A 1,855-nucleotide genomic window follows, 5' to 3' on the forward strand; every position below is an offset into this window, starting at 1 on the left:
GCGAGCTTAAGCTTAATCAAAGATCTTTTCTGCGGCTTGGAAAGGTAGACTCACCACATCAATTGCCAAGGCAAATGGCAGCAGCACCAGTTTTTCGAAAGGGTTCATGCCTGATTTGGATGTGTAGCTTTCCTCTTTCTGGGTATAAATGGTGACCTGATAAGGCTTGCTTAAGGCTTTTAATGAGGTGAGGTTGTTTGCGGCAGGGTAGACTACACCCGCCAGCTTAATATCGAAGCAGAAGCGTTGAGCCTGCATGCGTTCATCACTGGAGGAAGAACATTCCTTGGCGCCATTTTCAATAAAAAACTCCAGATCTTTTTTGCTTAAATCCTCTTTAAGTTTTACATAGGAAAGAGGCAAGGTGCCCGAAAAATTGCCATCGTTCTTTTCAGAATAGAAACTGAGGTCGCGTGTGATCTGAATATTTTTAGGATCAAGCTTGCTAATCAAGGTCAGAAACTGGGAGCCGCCCTGTGTGAGGATATAGCTATTCTTTTGCCCTGCAATCACAATACTGTCTCTGGGTAAATTCAAAGCTGCCTGTGCAGGCCGTCCGAAAGCCACCACATTGTCTTCAACCAAAGTGACTCTAGTGGTTCGATTATAGGTTTTACCATCTTTCGTGATCAGGGTTCTGGTGGCACAGCCTGTGAAGATTAAAGTCGATAGCGCAACTAAAAAAGACGTTGTTATTATTCCTTTCATATCATTGTTCCTAAGTCGTCGCTTCCACTGTACCATGATCTAAAAAGGATTTTAATAGATGATGTGAGCGCTGTAGTTTGGTTAATTGTTCACTGACTTGCTCAAGCTCTTGTTCTATTTTTGCCTGTGCGACTGGACATAATGTGAACTTTTGTTTACCTAAGTCAAAACAAGGTAGTAATAGTTTAATATCTTTAAGATTCATTCCTGCATCATTTAATATTTTTATTTTGTTGATATTATTAATATTTTCTTGAGTATACTCTCTGTAATGATTCGCTGCCCGTTTGGGTATAATTAATCCTAATTCTTCATAATAACGTAACATGCGAGGACTCACCTTTGTGAGTTCAGCAACTTTAGCAAGATTCATTAAATTTCTCTTGACCTTAACAGTGCTGTCATAGTTTATATTTTTAACTCAAAATCAACAAGTCGAGATCATTATGAATTTTGAGCAAAAGAAAGCTGTAATCAGAAGATATTTCCAATATATTGATAACAGAGATTCAAGAATATTAGACCTTTATACGGAAGATGTGGAGTTACTTTTCCCAAAGTTTGGGCGTCATTATGGTAAAGAAGCGATGATACTCTTTGCTGAGCGAATGACAAAAATGCTTAACCAGTTACAACATGACATAGAAAATCTTGTATTTTTAGATGCAGGTGAAAAAGTCGTAGTTGAAGGTCGGGAGTGGGGCGAAATGGCTGATGGCACTCCATTTCCTGATGGAAAAGTCTCACAGGGTTTATTTTGTAATATTTTTGAGTTTAGGGATCAGCTTATTAGTTCGGTACACATATATGCTGATCCAGACCTCCCAAGTCTTGACCATGTAAGAATCAAAGCTTTAGCTTTAACCTCAAGTTAATATATTTCTGTGTAAAGTCCTCGTTAAAGCGAGGATTTTATCAAGCAAATATACCCATATTTACAAAGATCAAACATGTCCCATTGCAGATATGGATTTTATCTTTGGTTCAAATTTTTAATCATGGTCACCGTTTATCTGAGCCATACTGAATAAAACAGCGCTTTGTTGTAGCCTATTCATAGGTGCTTTTATTTAACTCACTATTTTCTTATGGATGAGAGATATTTGGAGCAAACGATGAACTTTCTAAAACGATCTGCCTTTATTGT

At 38.0% G+C, this 1,855-nt stretch carries 3 protein-coding genes; 1 reads left to right on the plus strand and 2 read right to left on the minus strand.

All coding sequences use genetic code 11. The annotated features are described in order from the left end of the window. Positions 1–12: 12 nt before the first annotated feature. Both B4H32_RS07225 and B4H32_RS07230 read right to left on the minus strand, forming a co-directional pair. On the minus strand, positions 13–708 hold the full coding sequence (locus tag B4H32_RS07225) for a hypothetical protein (protein WP_004680723.1): 696 nt from the start codon (positions 706–708) through the stop codon (positions 13–15). A 10-nt stretch (positions 709–718) separates the two neighbouring features. Then, complete coding sequence (locus B4H32_RS07230; RefSeq protein WP_004680722.1) at positions 719–1,081, minus strand: MerR family transcriptional regulator; 363 nt, start codon at positions 1,079–1,081, stop codon at positions 719–721. Positions 1,082–1,154: 73 nt separating this feature from the next. On the opposite strand from B4H32_RS07230, the gene B4H32_RS07235 reads away from it, so the two are divergent. Then, positions 1,155–1,583, plus strand: a complete 429-nt coding sequence (locus B4H32_RS07235) for a nuclear transport factor 2 family protein (protein WP_004680721.1) — start codon at positions 1,155–1,157, stop codon at positions 1,581–1,583. The last annotated feature ends 272 nt before the right edge of the window (positions 1,584–1,855 follow it).

This window comes from Acinetobacter sp. UBA2063 (assembly GCF_002333245.1).
GTDB classification, from domain to species: Bacteria; Pseudomonadota; Gammaproteobacteria; order Pseudomonadales; family Moraxellaceae; genus Acinetobacter; species Acinetobacter parvus.